This is a genomic window from Marichromatium sp. AB31 (assembly GCF_003718685.1).
Lineage (GTDB): Bacteria > Pseudomonadota > Gammaproteobacteria > Chromatiales > Chromatiaceae > Marichromatium > Marichromatium gracile.
In genome coordinates, this window is sequence record NZ_RHFI01000015.1 from 63032 (window position 1) to 83403 (window position 20372).

General features: G+C 70.2%; 13 protein-coding genes. 6 read left to right on the forward strand and 7 right to left on the reverse strand.

Annotation, left to right across the window (positions count from 1 at the left end; translation table 11 throughout):
- Positions 1-36 precede the first annotated feature (36 nt).
- Positions 37-1125: an efflux RND transporter periplasmic adaptor subunit gene (locus EBL84_RS11870; RefSeq protein WP_123141010.1), complete on the forward strand. Its 1089-nt coding sequence runs from the start codon at positions 37-39 to the stop codon at positions 1123-1125.
- Positions 1122-4229, forward strand: coding sequence for an efflux RND transporter permease subunit (locus tag EBL84_RS11875; RefSeq protein ID WP_123141011.1), 3108 nt, complete (start codon positions 1122-1124; stop codon positions 4227-4229). Before EBL84_RS11870 ends, EBL84_RS11875 begins: the two co-directional genes overlap by 4 nt.
- Here EBL84_RS11875 and EBL84_RS11880 read toward each other — a convergent pair.
- Together EBL84_RS11880 and pgl are read right to left on the reverse strand one after the other, a co-directional pair.
- On the reverse strand, positions 4186-7653 hold the full coding sequence (locus tag EBL84_RS11880) for an EAL domain-containing protein (RefSeq protein WP_123141012.1): 3468 nt from the start codon (positions 7651-7653) through the stop codon (positions 4186-4188). The genes EBL84_RS11875 and EBL84_RS11880 overlap by 44 nt on opposite strands.
- 177 nt (positions 7654-7830) lie before the next feature.
- Entirely contained in the window at positions 7831-8517 is a 687-nt protein-coding gene (gene pgl, locus EBL84_RS11885) for a 6-phosphogluconolactonase (protein ID WP_123141013.1), read from the reverse strand.
- Between the two features lie 158 nt (positions 8518-8675).
- Here pgl and EBL84_RS11890 point away from each other — a divergent pair, with 158 nt between their 5' ends.
- Positions 8676-9683, forward strand: a complete 1008-nt coding sequence (locus EBL84_RS11890) for a response regulator (protein ID WP_123141014.1) — start codon at positions 8676-8678, stop codon at positions 9681-9683.
- A 340-nt stretch (positions 9684-10023) separates the two neighbouring features.
- Positions 10024-10974 carry a serine hydrolase gene (locus EBL84_RS11895; RefSeq protein WP_123141015.1) on the forward strand — a complete coding sequence of 317 codons (951 nt, stop codon included), beginning with the start codon at positions 10024-10026 and terminating at the stop codon, positions 10972-10974.
- Positions 10975-11456: 482 nt separating this feature from the next.
- Here EBL84_RS11895 and cysS read toward each other — a convergent pair whose 3' ends face one another.
- Positions 11457-12845 carry a cysteine--tRNA ligase gene (gene cysS, locus EBL84_RS11900; protein ID WP_123141016.1) on the reverse strand — a complete coding sequence of 463 codons (1389 nt, stop codon included), beginning with the start codon at positions 12843-12845 and terminating at the stop codon, positions 11457-11459.
- Between the two features lie 826 nt (positions 12846-13671).
- On the opposite strand from cysS, the gene EBL84_RS11910 reads away from it, so the two are divergent.
- Positions 13672-14160, forward strand: coding sequence for a peptidylprolyl isomerase (locus EBL84_RS11910; RefSeq protein WP_123141017.1), 489 nt, complete (start codon positions 13672-13674; stop codon positions 14158-14160).
- Between the two features lie 74 nt (positions 14161-14234).
- Positions 14235-14972: a UDP-2,3-diacylglucosamine diphosphatase gene (locus EBL84_RS11915; protein ID WP_123141018.1), complete on the forward strand. Its 738-nt coding sequence runs from the start codon at positions 14235-14237 to the stop codon at positions 14970-14972.
- Here EBL84_RS11915 and EBL84_RS11920 read toward each other — a convergent pair.
- From EBL84_RS11920 to EBL84_RS11935, 4 genes are all read right to left on the reverse strand, one after another.
- Positions 14969-17593, reverse strand: a complete 2625-nt coding sequence (locus EBL84_RS11920; protein WP_123141019.1) for an ATP-binding protein — start codon at positions 17591-17593, stop codon at positions 14969-14971. The two genes, EBL84_RS11915 and EBL84_RS11920, sit on opposite strands and share 4 nt — an antisense overlap.
- Positions 17594-17641: 48 nt before the next feature.
- Complete coding sequence (locus tag EBL84_RS11925; protein ID WP_123141020.1) at positions 17642-18112, reverse strand: rhodanese-like domain-containing protein; 471 nt, start codon at positions 18110-18112, stop codon at positions 17642-17644.
- A 169-nt stretch (positions 18113-18281) separates the two neighbouring features.
- Positions 18282-18944, reverse strand: coding sequence for a response regulator (locus EBL84_RS11930; protein WP_062271186.1), 663 nt, complete (start codon positions 18942-18944; stop codon positions 18282-18284).
- Positions 18944-20372, reverse strand: a 1429-nt coding sequence (locus tag EBL84_RS11935) for a histidine kinase (RefSeq protein WP_123141021.1), incomplete at its 5' end; no start/stop codon positions are given. The genes EBL84_RS11935 and EBL84_RS11930, both read right to left, overlap by 1 nt.

Sequence of the window (20372 nt, forward strand, 5' to 3'; positions counted from 1 at the left end):
CCGCGCCACCGACCCAGCCGTCACAGGATCGACGTCATGCCCGTACCGCACCGCGCCCCCTCGCCCCACCCATTGCCGCTGCTGCTGACGCTGCTGTGCGTCGCGCCGCTCCTCGCCGCGGCGCCGCCGAGCGGGGTGATCGTGGCCACCGCCGCGCAGACCGAACTGGCCGAGCGCGTCGAGGCGCTCGGCACGCTGCGCGCCAACGAGTCGGTGATGATCACCTCCAGGGTCACCGAGACCATCGCCGCGCTGCACTTCGATGACGGCCAGCGCGTCGAGCGCGGCGCGCTGCTGGTGGAGCTGACCAGCGCCGAGGAACAGGCGCTGCTCGAGGAGGCGCAGGCGCGCCGCGCCGAGGCCGAGCGCCAGTACCGTCGGGTGAACGCCCTGGTCGCCCAGGACTCGGCCGCCGTGTCGCTGCTCGACGAGCGCCAGCGCGACCTCGAGACCAGCCGCGCGGTGCTGGTGGCGCTCGAGTCGCGGCTGGCCGATCGCGTCATCCGCGCCCCCTTCGCCGGGGTGCTGGGGCTGCGTCAGGTCAGCCCCGGCGCCCTGGTCGAGCCCGGCGACCCGATCACCACCCTCGACGACGACGCCGAGATGAAGCTCGACTTCACCGTGCCCAGCCGCTATCTCGCCGGGCTCACCCCGGGGCTGCGGGTCGAGGCGCGCACCCGCGCCCATGGCGAGCGGGTGTTCGTCGGCGAGGTGCGCGGCGTCGACAGCCGGGTCGACCCGGTGACCCGCGCGGTGCTGGTGCGCGCCATCCTGCCCAACCCCGAGCGGCGGTTGCGCCCGGGGCTGCTGATGCGTCTGGAGCTGCTGTTCGATCCGCACACGGCGGTGGTGGTGCCGGAGGCGGCGCTCCTGCAACGCGGTCAGCGTCACTTCGTGCTGGTGGTCGCGACCGACGGGACCGGACGGACGGTGGCCGAGCAGCGTGAGGTGCACATCGGCATCCGCCGTCCCGGCGCCGTCGAGATCCGCGACGGGCTGGACGTCGGCGAGCGGGTGATCACCGATGGCCACCAGCGGGTGCGTCCCGGCGCCGAGGTGCGGGTGCTCGCCGTCGATACGGGCGATGCGCCGCTGCAGAGGCTGCTCGAGGAGTCGGAGACGTGATCCTCTCCGATCTCGCCGTCACCCGCCCGGTGCTGGCCACGGTCTTCGCGCTGCTGCTGGTGGTCTTCGGGCTGGTCTCCTTCGACCGTCTGGCGCTGCGCGAGTACCCCGACATCGATCCGCCGGTGGTGTCGATCGAGACCGGCTATCCGGGGGCCGCGGCCAGCGTCGTCGAGACCCGCATCACCCGGCTGATCGAGGATCGTATCGCCGGGGTCGAGGGCATCCGCACCCTGGAGTCGAGCAGCGAGGACGGGCGCTCGACCATCACCGTCGAGTTCACCACCGATCGCGACATCGACGGCGCGGCCAACGACATCCGCGACCGCGTCTCCGGCGTGCTCGACCAGCTCCCCGACGAGGCCGAGCCGCCCGAGATCCAGAAGGTCGACAGCAACGAAGACGTGATCATGTGGCTCAACCTCACCGCCGAGGGGTTGAGCGTGCCGGCACTCACCGACTATGCCCGGCGCTATCTGGTCGATCGGCTCTCGGTGCTCGACGGGGTGGCGCGGGTGCGCGTCGGCGGCGCCCAGGTCTATGCCATGCGCATCTGGCTCGACCGCAACGCGCTGGCCGCGCGCGGGCTCACCGTGGCCGACGTCGAGCAGGCGCTGCGCGCCGAGAACCTGGAGCTGCCCGCCGGCAGCATCGAGTCGCGCGACCGTCAGTTCAGCGTGCGCCTGAGCCGCGCCTTCGCCACCGCCGAGGACTTCGCCCGGCTGGTGGTGACGCGCGGCGACGACGGTCATCTGGTACGTCTCGGCGACATCGCCCGGATCGAGCGCGGCACCGAGGAGGACCGCACGCTGTTTCGCGGCAACGGCGTGGCCATGGTCGGGCTCGGCATCATCAAGCAGTCGACGGCCAACACCCTCGCCGTGGCCGAGCGCGCCAAGGCCGAGATGCGCCGGCTCAACACCAGCCTGCCCGAGGGCATGGTGATCCGCCAGAGCTACGACTCCTCGGTGTTCGTCGCCGAGGCCATCGCCGAGGTCTACAAGACGCTGGCGATCGCCATCGCGCTGGTGGTGCTGGTGATCTATCTGTTTCTCGGCAGCGTGCGCGCGATGCTGGTGCCGGCGGTGACGGTGCCAGTGTCGCTGATCGCCACCTTCACCGTGCTGCTCGCGCTCGGCTTCTCGGTCAACATCCTCACCCTGCTGGCGCTGGTGCTGGCCATCGGGCTGGTGGTCGACGACGCCATCGTGGTGCTCGAGAACATCCACCGCCGTATCGAGGAGTATGGCGAGAGCCCGCTGGTGGCGGCCTATCGCGGCGCCCGTCAGGTCGGCTTCGCGGTGATCGCCACCACCCTGGTGCTGATCTCGGTGTTCGTGCCGATCGCCTTCCTCGAGGGCGACCTGGGGCGGCTGTTCGGCGAGTTCGCGCTGACCATGGCCGCGGCGGTGGCCTTCTCCTCCCTGGTCGCGCTCACCCTCTCGGCGAGTCTGGCCGCGCAGATCCTGCCCGCAAGCCACCAGCCCGGCGCACTGGCCCGCGCCGTCGACCGCGGCTTCGTCTGGCTGCGCCGCGGCTACGCGCGGCTGCTCGGGGTGCTGCTCGCGCGCCCCTGGGTGGTCGGACTGGCCTTCGCGCTGACCCTCGGCGGCGCCGCCTGGCTGCTCGACCGGCTGCCCCAGGAGTACACCCCGAAGGAGGATCGCGGCGCCTTCTTCGTGCTGGTCAATGGTCCCGAGGGCGCCTCCTTCTCCTACATGGAGGAGTACATGGACGAGATCGAGCGCCGCCTGCTGCCCTATGCCGAGTCGGGCGAGGCGATCCGCGTGCTGGTGCGCGCGCCGCGCGCCTTCGGCACCCTGGAGCGCTACAACTCGGGGATCGTGATCATGGTGCTCGCCGGCTTCGATGCGCGCCGCTCGGGCTGGGTGATCATGGACGAGGTGCGCGCGCGGCTTGCCGACCTGCCCGGGGTGCGCGCCTTCCCGGTGATGCGCCAGGGCTTCGGCGCGCGCATCCAGAAGCCGGTGCAGTTCGTCATCGGCGGCGGCACCTACGACGAGCTGGCCGCGTGGCGCGACGCCCTGGTCGAGTCGATCGAGACCGACAACCCCGGCCTGGTCGGGCTCGACTGGGACTACAAGGAGACCAAGCCGCAGTTGCGCGTGGCGATCGACTACGACCGCGCCGCCGACCTCGGGGTGCGTATCGAGACCATCGGGCGCACCCTCGAGACCATGCTCGGCTCGCGTCAGGTCACCACCTATCTCGACGACGGCGAGGAGTACGACGTCATCCTCGAGGGCGAGCGCGACAGCCAGCGCACCCCCGACAGTCTGGAGAACCTCTATGTGCGCTCGGCCCACGGCGACGCCCTGATCCCGCTCTCCAACCTGGTGCGGGTCAGCGAGCAGGCCGACTCCCAGCAGCTCAACCGCTACAACCGCATGCGCGCCATCACCCTCTCGGCCAACCTCGCCCCCGGGGTCTCGCTCGGCGCGGCGCTCGACGCGCTCGATGCGCGCGCCGCCGCGCTGCTGCCCGAGCACGCGCGCATCGACTACCGCGGCGAGAGCCGCGACCTGCGCAGCGGCGCGGCGGGCATGGCGCTGGTGTTCGGGCTCGGGGTGCTGGTGGTGTTTCTGGTGCTGGCGGCGCAGTTCGAGAGCTGGATCCACCCGCTGGTGATCATGCTCACCGTGCCGCTGGCGATGGCCGGGGCGCTCGGCGGGCTGTGGCTGAGCGGGCAGACGCTCAACATCTACAGCCAGATCGGGCTGATCATGCTGGTCGGGCTGGCGGCCAAGAACGGCATCCTCATCGTCGAGTTCGCCAACCAGCTGCGCGATCAGGGACGCGAGTTCCGCGCCGCGCTCACCGAGGCGGCCGACGTGCGCCTGCGCCCGATCGTGATGACCGGCATCACCACCGCCGCCGGCGCCGTGCCGCTGCTGCTCTCGAGCGGCGCCGGGGCCGAGACCCGGGTGGTGATCGGCACGGTGATCCTCGCCGGGGTGATCGCCGCGACCCTGTTCACCCTGTTCGTGGTGCCGGTGGCCTACGACCTGCTCGCCCGGCGCACCGACTCACCGGCGGCGCTCAGGCGCCGTCTGCAGCACGAGGCGTCGGCGCGGCGCGACTGAGCCAGTCGCGCTCGAGCACCTCGGGGTCGAGCGGGCGGGCGTAGAGGAAGCCCTGCACCTGGTGACAGCCGTGACCGCGCAGGAAGGCCGCCTGCGCCTCGGTCTCGACGCCCTCGGCGATGGTCTCGAGGCCGAGCGCGACGCCGAGTGCGATGGTCGCCTTGACGATCTCGGCGTCGCTGGGGTTGTGGGTGACGTCCTTGACGAACTCGCGGTCGATCTTGATCTTGTCGGTGCGCAGGTTGCGCAGATACTGCAGCGACGAGAAGCCGGTGCCGAAGTCGTCGATGGCGAAGCGCACGCCGATCTCGGAGAGACGGATGATGTCGGCCTGGGTGCGGGCATCGGCCTGGATCAGCACCGTCTCGGTGAACTCCAGCTCCAGCTCATCGGGCCGCGCACCGGTGCGTTCGAGCACCGCCAGGATCTGCTCGGCGAAGGCCTCGTCGCCGACCTGCTCGGCGCACAGATTGACCGCCACCCGCCCGAAGACCAGCCCGCGCTCGCGCCACGCGCGCGCCTGCCGACACACCGCCTCCAGCACCCAGGCCGAGATCGGGCGGATCATGCCGCGCCGCTCGGCGACCTCGATGAAGGCGCCGGGGTGGAGCAACCCGCGCTCGGGATGGCGCCAGCGCACCAGTGCCTCGACCCCGACCAGCGCGCCGCTGCGCAGATCGACCTGCGGCTGGTAGTGCAGCCACAGCTCGTCGCGCTCGAGCGCGCGCACCAGCTCCGAGGCGATCTGGATCTCGTGGCGCAGCTGCTCGGTCATCGCATCGGCGAAGAAGGCATGGGTGCCGCGCCCCGCCTCCTTGGCCTTGTAGAGGGCGACGTCGGCGCGCGCGATCAGGTCATCGACGTCGAGGTCGTGGCGGTCGGCCACGGCGATGCCGATGCTGGTGTTGGTGCTGATCGCGCAGTCGGCGAGGGCGAAGGTGTCGGTAAAGCAGGCCACCACCTTCTCGGCCAGCGCCGCGGCCTCGCCGGGGTGCGTGATCGGCACCTGCAGCAGCGCGAACTCGTCGCCGCCGAAACGGGCGAAGACGTCGCTGGCGCGGACCACCTCGCTGATGCGCCGCGCCACCGCACACAGCAGCTCGTCGCCGACCGGATGGCCGAGGCTGTCGTTGACGTCCTTGAAGTGGTCGAGATCGAGCATGTGCAGCGCGAAACGCTGGCCCGAGCGCCTGAGCAGCGCCAGCGCCCGGTCCACCTCCTCCTTGAACAGCATCCGGTTGGGCAGCCCGGTGAGCCCGTCGTGGAAGGCCAGGTGCTGGATCTCGGCCTCGACGCGCTTGCGCTCGCTGATGTCGTGGAAGGTCACCACCGCACCCTCGATCCGCCCCTCGCGCAGGATCGGGGTCGACCAGTACTCGACCGGGAAGTGACTGCCGTCGCCGCGCCAGAACACCGCGTCGCTGACGTGATAGGCGCGGCCCTCGCGCATCGCTCGCAGCATCGGGGTGTCGGTCTCGCCGATGGCACTGCCGTCGGGGTGCGAGTGATGGATCAGGGCGTGGATGGCGCGCCCGGTGAGCTGCTCGGCCGGGATGCCGAGCAGCCGCGCGGCGGCCGGGTTGACGAAGGTCGCGCGCGCCTCGGGGTCGAGTCCGAACACCCCCTCGGTGCTCGAGTCGAGCAGCAGCCGCGCGCGCTCCTCGGCCTGGCGGGTGGCGCGCTCGACCCGGGCGTGCTCCATCACGATCGCCGCCAGGTCGGCCGCCGACTCGATCAGCTCGATGTCCTCGTCGCTGGGCACCGAGACCTCGGTGGCATAGATCGCGAAGGTGCCGAGCACCACACCGTCTGGGGCGATGATCGGCTGCGACCAGCAGGCACGCAGCTCGGTACTCAGCACCAGGTCGCGCGCCGAGCGCCAGAAGGGGTGCGACAGCAGATCGGTGACCACGACCCGCCTGCCCTGGCTCACCGCATGGCCGCAGGAACCCACGCCCGGCCCGACCACCAGCCCCTCGGCGGAGCGCCGGAAGTGCTCGGGCAGACCGCGGGCGGCGGCATTGTGAAGCGTCCGGGTCGATGGCTCATAGCGATAGATCGCACACAGGGTCCGTGGCGAGACCCGATCGATATAGTCGATGATCGCCTCCAGCGCCTCCTGCTGGGGGCGGCCACGGGCGAGCAGTTCGAGCACCCGGTTGCGCCCGTCGAGCAGGGTCCGCGAGCGATGATAGTCGGTGATGTCGTGGGCGACGCTGACGAAGCCGATCACCCGGCCCTGCGCATCGCGCCGGTAGTTCCACTCCACCTGCAGATCGATGACCCGACCGTCGCGGGTGAAGTTGCGGTTGAAATAGGTCGTCGGCGGCGGCTGCAGCCGGGCGAAACGACGCAGATCCTCGGCAAGCCTGGTGCGCTCCTCGGCAACGACCAGCTCGGTGGCGTGCATCCCCACCAGCGCATCGCGGCGGTAGCCGAGCAGCCGCGAGGTGGCCGGGTTGACATACCGGATCACGCCGTCGAGATCGATCTCCATGACCGCGTACTGCTGCACCTCGACCAGGGTGCGGAATCGGCCCTCGCTCTCACGCAGCGCGCGCTCGGCGGCGCGCTTGCGATCGAGCATGCGCGCGGCGGCGCGGGCGATCAGCGCCGACTCGCGAAAACGCATCCGTACCGGTTGCAGCGCCAGCTCGGGATCGCTGCCGGCGCGGGCGAAGAAGCGTACGAAGGCGACGACATCGGCGCGGGCATCACGCCCGACACGCCATGCCAGCACCAGCACGACGAGCAGGATCAGCACCAGCCCGACGGCCAGGGTGAGCAGCTTGGCGCGCAGATCGGCAACGACGGCGCGACGACGCTCCGCGACCACCTCCTCGAAGCGATCGAGCAGACAGCCGGCACCGACATACCAGCCCCAGGGCGCGATCGACTCGACATAGCTCAGCTTGGGCGCGGCACGCCAGCCCGGGAAGGACGGCATCAGATACTCGACGAAACCGCCGCCGGACTGGGCCGTGGCGATCAGCTCGCGCACCACCGGGCGTCCGCTGGCATCGGTGACCGTGAGCACGTTGCGCCCGCGCACCGGACCGAGCAGCGAGATCCCGTCCCAGCGCCCGGCAAACAGCAGCGCCTCGCTGCCCTGGTTGCGGATCTCCAGCCATTCCAGCACCCGGCGTTGCGCCTCACGCTCCAGACGCGCGGCCTCGGCGCCGCGCGCCGCCTCCACCGCGAGCAGCTGGCGCTGATAATGGGCGAAACGCACCGCCTCGCCGACCCGCGCCTGCAGCCCGGCGCGGACCTCGCGCAGATGGTAGGCATGCAACGCCTCGGTCTCCTGGTGCAGGGCGTGGAGATCGAACACCACCACCGTGATCATGCTGAACACGGCAGCGGCGATGGAGACGACGAGGGTCTTGCGAGTCAGGCTCGCGACGAAGGAGGCTGAACTGGGCATGGGTTCGGGCACATCGGCATCGGCCAGCGACGCCGGCGCAGCGACGTCCGCGGAAGAGAACGGCGCCCGATCCCCGGACGCATGTCACACATCAACGGACGTCGCTTCCATGGCGTCACCCGATCAAGTCCTGCATTCTAGCCGCGCTGCAGCAAGCGGAAAACAGCAGCGCCGCCATCATCCCCAGGCCGCCGCGTCGACCAGCACCTCGGCCCCGGCGGCCTCGGCCACCCGCGCCACCGGCAGCCCCGCCCCGGCGCGCCAGCGCATCAGCGCCTCGCGCTTGCCCGCGCCGGTGACCAGCACCAGCGTCTCGCGCCCGGCGGCCAGCGCGCCCGGGGTCAGACTGACCCGGTCGGCGGGCGGCTTGGGGGCCTGATGGACCGCCATCGTCAACGCCTCATCCTCGGGCATGGCGTGCCCGGGGAACAGGCTCGCGGTGTGACCGTCCTCGCCCATGCCCAGCAACACCAGATCGAACGGCAGCAAGGGCGCGATCAGCTCGGCGTAACGACGCGCCGCCGGCTCGGCACCGAGTTCGGCGGGGATCGGCAGGTGGTTGCGCGGCGGCAGACCGACCGGGTCGAGCCAGGCGGCGGCGATCGCGTGGCTGTTGCGCTCCGGATCATCGGCGGGGAGACAGCGCTCGTCGCCGTGCAGCACCAGCCAGCGCGACCAATCGCTGCGTGCGCGCGCCAGCCGCGCATAGACCTGCAACGGGGTCCGCCCGCCGGCGGCCACCAGCACGAAGCGTCCGCGCGCGGCGATCGCCCGCCGCGCCGCCTCCAGAACGCGCGCGGCGACGACCTCGGCCAGCGCCTCCGGGGTGTCATGCAGCTGGAATCCGACACCGGTGACAGACATGCTAGGATCTCCTCCAGTCATTACACTAAATGCGGATGGGGGCGCGGGCGCGGCGCGCCAAGCCCGCACCGCGCGGCTCGACACCCGCCGGCACGCGCCGACACACCATATTCGCACGTCACCCCGCCCAAGGGACGGGGCTTCTCGCGGAGGATTGGATGAAGATACTGCTGGTCGATGACTCCAAGTCGGCGCGCTATGCGCTGCGGCTCCAGCTCCAACGCCATGATGTCGAGGTCGAGACCGCCGACTCGGCCGAGGCCGCCTTCGAGATCCTCGAACGCGAGCTGCCCGACGCCATCCTGATGGACCACATGATGCCCGGGCTCAACGGCTTCGAGGCGCTCGAGGTGCTCAAGCAGAACCCGCGCACCGCCGCGATCCCGGTGGTGATGTGCTCCTCGCACGAAGAGGCCGACTTCGTCGAGACCGCGCGCCGCAAGGGCGTGCTCGGGGTGCTGCCCAAGTCGGTCGCCCCGGAGCGCCTGCCCGAGATCCTCGAGGAGCTGCGCACGGCCCTCGCCCAGCCGACGGCCACCGCGCCCGCGGCCACCACGACGGAACCGACACCGCCACCGGCACCGACCACGCCCCCCCCCACGCCGGCCAGCGCACCGGCCATCGACATGGCCGAACTCGATGCCCGCGTCTCCGCGCAGATCACCCGCACCCTCACCCCGCTGCTCGAGGACCTGCGGCGCGATCTCAGCGAGCAGCTGCGCGCCGAGGTTCGCCAGCAGCTCGACGCTCGTCAGGATATCTCCGAGGCCGAGCTGCAGGCACAGATCCGCGCCGCCCTGCCCGACCTGCTGCCGGACCTGCTGCGCATCGAACTCGAGGGCGAGCGCGCCCGGGTCGAGGAGATGATCGACGCCAGCCACCCCCAGCCCGAGGCGCTCTCGACCCTGGTCGAGCAGGCGCTGCAGGCGCACCTCGACCCGCTCGCCGAGCGCACCACCCGCCAAGCGCTGGTCGCCGCCCGACGCGAGGTCCAGGAGCAGAGCGAGACGATCGCCACCCAGGCCCACGCCGAGGTCGCCGAGGGGCTCGCGGCGCTACAGGCGCAGCTCAAGGTGGTGCGGCTGTGGGCGCTCTTTGCCGCGCTCGTCGGTATCGCCGCCGCCACCGTGGTGTGGCTGCTGCTCGGCGGTCTGGCTGCGGGATAAGCCGCGCGCGCGCTCATCCCGCCCCGGGATATCAAGCCGCTTCAAGTTACGCGCTGATGGCATTGAGACATCAGCGCTTTTCTAGTGCACACTCCTTGTCATTTCGATGTCGCCCGCCTATCCTTTTGCGGGTTCGTCACGGCCCGTGACGAGTGCGATCATCACAACACCCGCCGGCGCCACGCCTCGCACCCCTGCCCGGCGTCTCGTACCGGCGGCACGCACGGCCCCCTCCATGCTCGACGCTCGCCGCCAGCGAGGAAGGCGTGGCCCGGTGAAACACACGCGGCCGCGCCCCGCCGACCGCGTCATGCAATCCTTGCCTCGGAGGGTTCGAGTTATGTATGAGTTCGCGGACGGCGGCGAGCAGCCGGCTGCCGACGACAACGGCTTCTTCATCGATCGTCGCAACTTCCTCGCCGCACTCGCCGCCACCTCGGCCGGCCTGCTCGGCGGCAGTCCCAGCTTCGTCGAGGCCGCCGCGCGCGATCACTCGCTCAACCACCAGGTCAACGACCTGGTGCAGCGACTCCGCCGCAAGGGCATCGTGCAGCCCAACGAGCAGACCTCCTGGTCGGTCTACGACTTCAGTACCGGCAAGAAGCTGGTGGCGATCAACGAGGACGTGCAGCGCCAGGCGGCGAGCATGATCAAGCCCTTCGTCGCCCAGGCCTACTTCTATCAGGTCACGCGATCGAGCCGGGTGCGCTACAACGACGATGTGCGCCATCACATGGAGCGGATGATCCAGCGCAGCAGCAACAGCGCCACCAACTGGCTGATCGATCGGGTCAGCGCAAACCGGGGGCGGCGCGGCCCGCGCGACGTCGAGGCCGAGCTCAAGCAGCATGCCCCCGGCATCTTCCGCCAGACCCGTATCATCGAGAAGATCCCGCCGGGCGGCGGCACCTACGCCAACAAGGCCTCGGCGCACGACTACAGCCGCTTCCTCTACGCCATCTGGAACGATCGCCTGCCCTACAGCGCCGAGCTGCGACGGCTGATGTGCCTGCCCAACAACGACCGCATCGTCACCCGCGTCTCGGCCATCGCGCACCCGCTACAGGTCTGCGACAAGACCGGCTCGACGGCCAAGCTGTGCGGCAACATGGGCATCATCGAGGCGCGCGACCGGCGCGGGCGCAAGCACGCCTACACCATGATCGGCATCATCGAGCGGCCCTCCCGAGCACAGAACTACACCCAGTGGATTCGCAGCCGCGGCGACGTCATCCGCCAGGTCTCCAACCTCGTCTACCTGCACATGAAGGACCGTCACGGGTTGGTGTAGACGGGGCGCGGGCGGGTCCAGTCGCCAGTCGGGTTGAACCGCGAAGGCGCGGAGGACGCGAAGGAATGCGGGGATTCGGCGTCGTTGGTTGGATGAGCGGTGCATCGATTGGGTAGCCGATGGCAACCCAATCGACGTGCTCGGGAGGATGAGCTTCCAGCCGTCAGCCGTCCAAACAGCTTGAACCGCCAAGATACCGTCTTGCCCGTCAATCGCCGATCATGCACACCAACCTCCCCGACTGGAGGCTGGAAGCTGATCGCTGGAAGCTGGTTCGAACCGCCAAGGCGCGAAGGGCGCAAAGGGATGCGGGGGGGGGCAGCCAGCGTCGCAGGTTGGATGATCGGTGCATCTAGTTGGGTTGCCGATGGCAACCCAACCCAGGTGATGGGCGGCTCGAGTCAGCGACCGGCTCACCTTCACGCCGACGCTCGGGCATCACACCCGCTGGCGGCTGAAGGCTGGTGGCTGGTCGCTCCCTCTCAACCGCGCCGCCAGGTGGTGCCCTGGGCGCCGTCCTCGAGGACGATGCCGGCCTCGGTGAGGGCGTCGCGCAGCCGGTCGGCCTCGGCCCAGTCGCGCGCGGCACGGGCGGCCTGACGCTGGGCGATCATCGACTCGATGGCGGCGTCGTCGAGCCCGTCGGTGCCGCCGTCGCCGCCGCGCAGATAGCGCTCGGGGTCGTCCTGGAGGATGCCGATCACGCCCCCGAGACGGCGCAGCTCGGCGCCGAGCGCAGCGGCCTGCTCCGGCTCGCCGGCATCGCGCGCGCGGTTGACCTCGCGCGCCAGCTCGAAGAGCACCGCCAGCGCCTCCGGGGTGTTGAAGTCGTCGTCCATCGCCGCGGCGAAGCGGGTGGCGAACGCGCTCTCGACCGGTGCCTCGGCCTCGGGCAGGCCGCGCAGCGCGGTATAGAGGCGGGTGAGCGCACCGCGCGCCGACTGCAGCTGCTCGTCGGCGTAGTTGAGCGGGCTGCGGTAGTGACTGGTGAGGATGAAGTAGCGGATCTCCTCGGCCCGGAAACGCTCGAGCACCTCGCGCACGGTGAAGAAGTTGCCGAGCGACTTCGACATCTTCTCCTCGTTGATACGCACGAAGCCGTTGTGCATCCATACCTCGGCGAAGGGTTCGCCGGTGGCCCCTTCGGACTGGGCGATCTCGTTCTCGTGGTGGGGGAACTGCAGGTCGGCCCCGCCGCCGTGGATGTCGAAGTGGTTGCCGAGGCAGCAGGTGCTCATCGCCGAGCACTCGATGTGCCAGCCCGGACGCCCCTCGCCCCAGGGCGAGGACCAGCTCGGCTCGTCGGGCTTGGCGCCCTTCCACAGCGCGAAGTCGAGCGGGTCGCGCTTGGCCTCGCCGATCTCGACCCGGGCGCCGGCGCGCAGGTCCTGCGGGTCCTTGCCCGAGAGCTTGCCGTAGCCGGGGAAGCGCGAGACGGCGTAGTACACATCGCCGTTGTCGGCGGCATAGGCCAGCCCCTTGTCGATCAGGGTGGCGACCATCGCCTGGATCTCGTCGATGTGCGCGGTGGCGCGCGGCTCGCTGGTCGGCGGCAACACGCCGAGCGCGGCGGCATCCTCGTGCATCGCGGCGATGAAGCGCTCGGTCAGCGCGGCGCAGGATTCATCGTTCTCGGCGGCGCGACGGATGATCTTGTCGTCGATGTCGGTGATGTTGCGCACATAGGTCACCTCGTAGCCGAGCGCGCGCAGATAGCGATAGACCACGTCGAACACCACCATCACCCGGGCGTGGCCGAGGTGGCAGTAGTCGTAGACGGTCATGCCGCACACATACATGCGCACCTTGCCGGGCTCGAGCGGCTGGAAGGGGGTCTTCTGGCGGGTCAGGCTGTTGTAGATCTGTAGCATCGGGGTGACTTGGACTTCTCGCATTCCCGCGCGCGGCGCACGGACCAAAGCGTCAATGTTAGCAAAGGCGCGCCGTGAAGGGAGAGCCGCCAACCGCCAACCGCCAACCGCCAACCGCCAACCGCCAACCGCCAACCGCCAACCGCCAACCGCCAGGATTGAACCGCAAAGCCGCAAAGGGCGCAAAGGGGTTCGAGTTGCAAGACCAGCCACCAGCCGCCAGCCACCAGTGGGAGTGCGCCCTCGACGACAGCACGGCTTGCCCGCATCCGTGACGCACGTTCTTGGCGCCAGTGTTTATGGATATCCAGCCACTGGCGGCTGGCGGCTGATCGCCGGCGGCTCTTCTTCCCTTCGCGGTTCAATCCCGGTTGCAAGCGACCAGCCCCCAGCGGCGTGCCCTCGACCTCGACGACAGCACGGCTTGCCCGCATCTGTGACGCACGTTCTTGGCGCCAGTGTTTGTGGATATCCAGCCACTGGCGGCTGGAGGCTGGAGGCTGGAGGCTGATCGCCGGCGGCTCTTTCCCTTCGCGGTTCAATCCCGCTGATCGCTGACCACTGGCGGCTGGTCGCAGCCGGCCGCTCCACCTTTCACGTATCCAGCAAAGCCCTTACCATGTAACATCTGCGACCTTTGTGACCATCGGGTGGCCCCTGTGCCGACGGTGGTCGGGGTCCGGCCGAAGGGGTCAGACCAACACAGGCCGAGGGGCAATCCGTCCCCGGTGATGCGCCCCAGCGCCGAAGCACACAAAACCGTCGCCCTTGCGGGCGACCCGCTGTCCACCCCGTCCGCGAGGACGGGCCTCTCGCGGAGAGATTCATGATCAAACTCACCACCAATCACGGCGACATCCTGATCGAGCTCGACACCGAGCAAGCGCCCAAGACCTGCGCCAACTTCGAGCAGTACGTACGCGACGGCCACTACGACGGCACCCTCTTTCACCGCGTGATCGACGGCTTCATGATCCAGGGCGGCGGCATGAGCGCCGACTTCACCGCCAAGCCGACCCGTCGTCCGATCGAGAACGAGGCCAACAACGGGCTGAAGAACCTCACCGGCACCCTCGCCATGGCCCGCACCATGGAGCCGCACTCGGCCACCGCGCAGTTCTTCATCAACGTCGCCGACAATGGCTTCCTCGATTATCCCGGTCAGGACGGCTGGGGCTATTGCGTGTTCGGCCGGGTGGTCGAGGGCATGGAGACCGTCAACGCGATCAAGGGCGTGAGCACCGGCAGCCGCAACGGCCACCAGGACGTGCCCGTCGAGGACGTCGTCATCGAGCGCGCCGAGATCGTCGACTAGCGCGCCATCGCTCCCCGGCCCCCGCTCCGCCCCTGGCGCGGGCGGCCCCATCCCAGCCGATGCGACCCGACCCCATGGACGAGACACTCTTCGTCTCCGATGTCCATATCTCACCGCAACGACCCGAGCTGACCCGGCTGTTCCTCGGCCTGCTGGCCGGACGGGCGCGCCGCGCCGAGCGTCTCTACATCCTCGGCGACCTGTTCGACGCCTGGATCGGCGACGATGACGACGAGCCGCTCCACCGCGAGGTCGCCGCCGCGATCGCCGCACTCACCACCGCCGGCACCCGCTGCTTCATCCAGCACGGCAACCGCGACTTCCTCATCGGCAGACGCTTCGCCCGCGCCAGCGGCTGCCGGCTGATCGGCGACCCACACCCGATCACCCTCGACGGCGAGCGGGTGATCCTGATGCACGGCGATCTGCTCTGCACCGACGATCTCGCCTATCAGCGCTTCCGCCGCCGCGTGCGCAACCCGCTGGTACGGCGGCTGTTCCTGTGGCGCTCGCTGGCCTGGCGCAAGGCGCTGGCGGCCGACTATCGCCGCCGCAGCGCGGCGGCCAACGCCGACAAGAGCGCCGCGATCATGGATGTCACCGAGACGACGGTGGTGCGCTATCTGCGCCGTCATCGCGCCACCCGGCTGATCCACGGCCACACCCACCGTCCCGCCGATCACCGGCTGACGCTTGCCGGTCGCCCCGCCCTGCGCATGGTGCTCGCCGACTGGGACGAGCGCGGCGGCGAGCTGCTGGTCCACCGCCCCGGCAGCGGCTTCCATCGCGAGCCGCTGCGCCCCGCCGACTAACGCGACAGCGCCCGCGCGATCGCCGCGGCCAGCTCGTCCCAGGTCACCGGCTTGAGCAGCACCTCGGCGATACGCAACCGCACCAGATCGGCCTGCTTGATGGCGCAACCGTCGCCGGTGAGCATCAGCACCGCGATGCCGGTGTCGTTGCGACGGATCCGGCGCACCAGCTCCAGGCCGCTCATCCCCGGCATCATCTGATCGCTGATGAGCAGCTCGAAGCCGCCCTCGTCCTGCTCGAAACGGGCCAGTGCGGTGGCGGCATCGGCGCAGGCCTCGACCCGCGCGCCGGCACCGATCAGGGTCTCCTTGAGGTGGTGCAGGATCACCGGCTCGTCCTCGACCAGCAACACCCGCAGCCCCTCGATGTCGACCGGCTCGGCGCGCTCCGCGCTCGTCGGCTCGGGCGTCGAGCGGGGCTCGACCTCGGCGCTCGGCGGCAGCAGGATGTCGAAGCAGGCACCGCCGCCGGGCGCGGTGTCGATCAGCACGTGCCCGCCGTAGGTACGCATGATCCCGGAGACCACCGCCAGCCCCATCCCGGCACCCTCGCCGAGGCGCTTGGTGGTGAAGAAGGGCTCGAAGATCTGGTCGCGAACACTGGGGGCGATGCCCGGTCCCGAGTCGCTGACCCGGATACAGGCCCAGCCGCCCCGGACCTGCTCATGGCAGATCGCACACTCGGCCTGTTCGAGATGACGCAGCCTCACCCCCACCGAGATCCGCCCCACCCCCTGCATGGCATCGCGGGCGTTGATGCAGAGGTTCATCAGCAGTTGCTGGAGATGGATCGGGTCGACGGTCACCGTCGGCGAGCGCGCCGGCCATTCGGTGACGATCTCCAACGTCGCCGGCAGCACCGAACGCAGCATCGAGAGGATCTCGCGCAACTTCGGCACCAGCAGCAACGGTCGCGCCGACTCGGAGCGCTCGCCGCGCGAGCACACCAGCAGCTGACGCACCAGCGCGCGGGCGCCGTTGACCGCCGCCATCACCTGTTCGAGCTGGGCGTCGAGCCGTGGCTCTTGGGCGCCGAACTGACGCCGTGCCAGCTCCGCCACCCACTGGATACTGGCCAGGGTGTTGTTGAAGTCGTGGGCGATGCCGCTGGTGAGCTGGCCGATCGCCTCGAGCTTCTGCGCCTGCTGCAGGGCGCGCTGCAAGCGCGCCCGCTCGGTCTCGGCGCGCTTGCGCTCGGAGATGTCGCGGATCACCGTGACGATGTACTCCTCGCCCTCGGTGCTGGCGTGATGGGCGTTGACCTCGACCTCGAAGGAGCGCCCGTCGGCCAACTGGCCGTCGAGCTCGAAGGTCAGCCGACCGTCGCGCCGCACCCGTTCGAGCACGCGTGTCCAGCGTGCCGTCGAGCCCAGCGCGCCACCGAGATCGGTGACGCGCCGCTCGAGGATCTCCGGCGCCGAGCGACCGACGAAATCGCAAAAGGTCTGGTTGGCGTCGAGATAACGGGCGGTGCGCGGATCGACCACCGCGATCATGTCGGTCGAGCAGTCGAGCAGATGACGGAAGCGGCGCAGCGAGCGCTCCGACTCGCGGTTGCGCTGGCGCTGACGCTCGCGCACGAAGATCGAGATCGCCCCCAGCAGCACGCAGAGAAAGAGCACCAGCGGCAGGGTGGCGAGCAGCGCATAACGATAGATCCGCCAGTTGGCGCGCTCGTGGACCATCAGCCAGGGCACGCCGTCGAGCTGGACACTGTGCACCCGCGCGCCGTCGAACATCTTGGTGACGCCCTGATAGGCACGCGCCAGGGCGAACAGCGCCGGGCGCGACTCGGCGAGCGAGGCGGGATAGCCGCCCGTCTCCGGCCCGGCGGCGGCGATCACCCGGCCGGTCATGTCGACGACATAGACCCGATCGCCCGAGCCCTGCTCGGGACCGAGATAGGCGCCGATCCGATCGAGCGTGAGATCGAAGCCGACGATGCCGTGGAAACGCCCCTCGCCATAGACCGGCGCACCGAAGGTGACCATCGGCCCACGCCCGGCGGCATCGAGATAGACCTCGGAGACATAGGGCCGACGATGCGGATTGCGCGCCGGCAGCCCCTTGGCGTAGAGCTCGAAGTCGTGGATCGCCTCGGACATGAACAGCCGGTCGAACGGCAGATAGGGATAGAGCGACATGAAGCCGCGCGCCGAGATGTAATAGACCCAGGGCGTCTGCGGATAGGCGCGACGCACCCAGCCAAAGGCCGGCTCGAGCGCCAGCGCCATCGCCAGCTCGCGGTGCAGCGCCGGATCGTCCTCGAGCACGCCCTCGCCGGTGAGGTTGAGACGCTCATCGGGGCGCGCCGGCGGCGCCAGCCCGACCAGACCATAGCCGTCCTGATCGGGGACCGGGCCGAGCAGCCGCAGTCGATCGAGCGCGCGCGGCCCGGGATCGGCCAGCCCCGCCTCGGCGGCGGTGCGCAGCGCATCGGCGGTGTCCAGCGCGCGGTGGGTCACCGCGCCGAGCAGCAGCGCCAGACGCTCGCTGCGATGCTCGAAGCGCGCCACCTCCCCGTGGATGGCGACCAGGCCGTGGAGCACGACGCCCCCGAGCAAGGCCGCGAGGATCGCCAGCCGCACCAGCAGGGTCTGCGCCCGCGCCCGCGCCGGCATCAGCACAGCCCACGCAATGACAATGACGGCGCGATCATCCCGCAGTCCTCAACGCCGCTCGGGATTGATCTGATCGGGCCGCAGCCTGGGGGTGAAATAATCATCGGCGGCCTCGGGGGCGACCTCGGTCCCGGCGGCATCGACCAGCGGCTGGTCGTCGTCCTTCCAGCCGCGCAGCCCGAGACGCAACGACACCACCTGCCGATAGCCGAGCACCTGCAGCGCGTGCGCGGCGAGCACGCTGCGATTGCCCGAGCGGCACACCACCACCACCTCGCGCTCGCGCGCCTCGACCAGCGCGGGGACGGTCTCCTCGTAGTCCCACTCGCAGGCCGACTCGAGGATGCCGCGCGGCACGTTGATCGAGCCCGGCAGGTGCATGGCGGCGAACTCCTCGGGTTCGCGCACATCGACGATCAGCGGCGCCGGCGCGCGCTCGAGCCGCTCGGCCAGATCCCAGGGCATGACCTCGCGGACCTCGGTCAGACAGTGCTGGATCAGTTGCAGAAAACGCTTCATGCGGACACTCCCCCCTGCGCCTCGCACGCGATCCACCGCAGGCCGTCGCAGACGGACACGAAGCGAATGGACCGCGCTGCACAACGCCCGACGCTTCGGCTCGGCGCCAGGCAAAACGGTTCATTGGATCATCATTGCGTGGATTTTGTCATTGATAAACCGAAAGCGCTCAGGATTCTCCCGCGCCGCCACGCGCGCACAGCCCGCGCTCGACGGCGATCACCGCCGCCTCCACCCGCGAGTGCACCTCGAGCTTGCGCAGGATCGCCTTGACGTGGAGCTTGACGGTGCCGTCGGAGATCCCGAGGCGCCGCGCGATCGCCTTGTTGCTCTGTCCCTCGGCGAGATGACAGAGGATCTCCTGCTCGCGCGGGGTCAGCTCGGGCGCGCCGCCCTCCGGGGCCGCGCCGGCGTGCCCGCCCTCGGCCTGCACCGCGCGCGCCAGCACCACCGCCAGCTCGGGGGCGACCACGGTGCGCCCGGCGACGATGTCGCCGAGCGCGGCGATCAGCGCGTCGGGCTCCATGTCCTTGAGCAGATAGCCCTGCGCGCCCTGCTGCAGCGAGGTGATGACGTCGCGCTCCTCGGCGCTGGTGGTGAGCATCGCCACCGGCATGCGCAGCTCCGCGGCGCGCAGCGCGCGCAACAGCTCCAGCCCGGTGAGCTGGGGCATGCGCATATCGAGCAACACCACGTCGGGGGCGTGCTCGCGCGCCCGCGCCACCCCCTCGGCGGCGTTGCCGACGGCCACCACCTCGATGCCGCGCCGTTCGAGCAGCGCCTGCAGCCCGAACCGGAACAACGCATGATCGTCGATCAGCAACACCCGCATCAGTCCGTCTCCCAGGCCGGGCGGCGCCCGGCGTCGAATACCACCTCGACCCGGGTGCCCTCGCCCGGCTCGCTCTCGATGTGCAGCGCGGCGTCGATGCGCCGCGCCCGCTCCTCCATGATCGACAGCCCGATGTGCTCGCCGGGGTGGGCGCCGTCGACCGGCGCGCTGAAGCCCACCCCGTCGTCCTCGATCAGCAGCACGTAGCGCGCCCCCTCGCGGGTGAGCAGCACCCGCACCGTGTGGGCGCGGGCGTGCTTGCGGATGTTGGCCAGCGACTCCTGGGCGATGCGCAGCAGTTGCAGCTCGGCGGCGGCGGCCAGCTCGAAGGGCCGGGTGTCGTTCTGGAACAGCACATGGATGCCGGTCTCGCCGCCGAAGCGCTCGGTGAGCTTGGCCAGCGCCGGCACCAGCCCGCGACGATCGAGCGGCGCGCGGAAGCTCGCCAGCAGCTCGCGCAGCTCGGTATGGGCCTCGTCGAGTCCGTTGCGGATGCGCGCCAGATCGGTGCGCGCTGGCGCCGGGATCGGCGCCTCGGCCAGCGCGTCGGCGAGCATCCGGCACTGGAAGCGCAGGCTCGCCAGGGTCTGGGCGAGCGAGTCGTGCAGCTCGTGGGCGAGCGCGTTGCGCTCCTCGACGATCGACAGGCGCCGCGCCTCGGCGTCCGAGCGCTGCTTGGCGATCGCCATGCCGAGATGATGGCCGACGGTGAACAGCAGATCCATGATGTCCTCGCGCATGCTCACCCCGGGGCGGTCGACGAAGATGCTGTAGACCCCGAGCAGCTCGTCGCGATGCTCCAGCGGCACCGTCACCACCTCGACCTCGGAGCTGGCGAACATCCGCCGCCCGTAGATGCGGGCGCAGTAGCGCGCGTCCTGATCGCAGAGGATCTCGCCGGGGGCGAGCACGTTACCGCACAGACAGAGATCGACCGGGGCCATGTCCTGCTCGCGCACCAGATCGTCGTCGAGCCCGATCGCGCCGACCAACCGGCGGCTGCCGTCGGGCTGCACCAGGCGCACCGTCGCCGCGCGACCGTTGACCATCTCCTTGAGCACCCGCAGGAAACGCAGCAGCAGCGCCTCCAGGCTCTCGGCCTGATGGATGCCGGCGGCAACATCGTAGAGGATCTTCAGCGAGGCGGTCTTCTGCGCCAGACGCCGGGTCTGGCGCGCGACGCGGTTGTCCATGTCCTCGTAGAGATCGGTCAGCTCGGCGTTGAGGTCGCGGATGTCCTCGGCGATCGGCGCCAGCACGCCAAGATCACGCAGCTGCTCGCTCGCCCCCGGCTCGCCCTGACAGACCCGCGAGAGCGACTGCTCGAGCCGCGCCAAGGGCGCCAGCAGACCGCGGCGCAGCCGCCGCCACACCAGCGCCAGCGCCGCCGCGCCGAGCAGCGCGGCGGCGAGCGCGAGCGCCCGAGAT

Coding starts and splice junctions, on each gene's coding strand:
- EBL84_RS11870 (WP_123141010.1), top strand. CDS start 37: ATGCCCGTACCGCACCGCGCCCCCTCGCCCCACCCATTGCCGCTGCTG.
- EBL84_RS11880 (WP_123141012.1), bottom strand. CDS start 7,653: ATGCCCAGTTCAGCCTCCTTCGTCGCGAGCCTGACTCGCAAGACCCTC.
- pgl (WP_123141013.1), bottom strand. CDS start 8,517: ATGTCTGTCACCGGTGTCGGATTCCAGCTGCATGACACCCCGGAGGCG.
- EBL84_RS11890 (WP_123141014.1), top strand. CDS start 8,676: ATGAAGATACTGCTGGTCGATGACTCCAAGTCGGCGCGCTATGCGCTG.
- EBL84_RS11895 (WP_123141015.1), top strand. CDS start 10,024: ATGTATGAGTTCGCGGACGGCGGCGAGCAGCCGGCTGCCGACGACAAC.
- cysS (WP_123141016.1), bottom strand. CDS start 12,845: ATGCTACAGATCTACAACAGCCTGACCCGCCAGAAGACCCCCTTCCAG.
- EBL84_RS11910 (WP_123141017.1), top strand. CDS start 13,672: ATGATCAAACTCACCACCAATCACGGCGACATCCTGATCGAGCTCGAC.
- EBL84_RS11915 (WP_123141018.1), top strand. CDS start 14,235: ATGGACGAGACACTCTTCGTCTCCGATGTCCATATCTCACCGCAACGA.
- EBL84_RS11920 (WP_123141019.1), bottom strand. CDS start 17,593: ATGCCGGCGCGGGCGCGGGCGCAGACCCTGCTGGTGCGGCTGGCGATC.
- EBL84_RS11925 (WP_123141020.1), bottom strand. CDS start 18,112: ATGAAGCGTTTTCTGCAACTGATCCAGCACTGTCTGACCGAGGTCCGC.
- EBL84_RS11930 (WP_062271186.1), bottom strand. CDS start 18,944: ATGCGGGTGTTGCTGATCGACGATCATGCGTTGTTCCGGTTCGGGCTG.